Source organism: Neoroseomonas rubea, from assembly GCF_016106015.1.
GTDB classification, from domain to species: Bacteria; Pseudomonadota; Alphaproteobacteria; order Acetobacterales; family Acetobacteraceae; genus Neoroseomonas; species Neoroseomonas rubea.
In genome coordinates this window covers 1-643 of the sequence record NZ_JACADQ010000731.1, presented here as the reverse complement: position 1 = coordinate 643, position 643 = coordinate 1, and the positions used below count along the sequence as shown (strand labels likewise).

Genomic DNA, 643 nt, shown 5'->3' with positions numbered 1-643 from the left:
CCTGTCCCTTCCCGCCCTGGGGGGGGAGAGGAAGCCCCGCCCGCGCGCGGCCATCGGTCCGGCCAGCTTCTCGGTCGCGGCCGGCAGGCCGAGCCAGGCCGGCCCGATCCGCGCCTCGTTCAGCCGGAAGGCTGTCGGCCCGCCCTGCCCGGCCTGGGCCGGGGCGTGCAGCGGCGGCAGCGGCCGCGCCGATGGATGGTTCGCGAGGCTCGCCGTGAAATCGCGCGGGTCGAGCCGCCAGGGCCCGCCCAGCGTCGCCCCCTCGATCACCAGCGCATCGGCCGTGCGCAGGGCGCTGCGCGTGCGCAGATTGGCGAAGATGATCTGGGGGTTGCGCTCGGCGAGCCCGTCCTGGTCGGCCAGCACGCGCCCATCGACCGCCGAGACGGCACCGAGCCCACCAAGCCAGATCCAGACCGTCGCCCCCTGTTCGGCGAGCAGCGCCGCATCGCCGAGCGCCCCACGCGGGACGGAGGCGAGATGCGCCTCGAAGCGCGGCGCGAGCGTCGCGGCGTCGAGCGCGACCAGTTCGATGCGGTCGCGCGGCGCGGGCGCGTCGGGCGGGTCGGTCGCGTCCTGCTCAGCGCGGCGGGCGAGCAGGAACAGCACGTCCGCCGCGCCGACGCGCGCGCGCAGCAGCGGC

1 protein-coding gene is annotated in these 643 nt (G+C 77.4%); it reads right to left on the bottom strand.

The features are described from left to right. Positions 1 to 643, bottom strand: a 643-nt coding sequence (locus HW577_RS26105; protein WP_198378973.1) for a hypothetical protein, incomplete at both ends; no start/stop codon positions are given.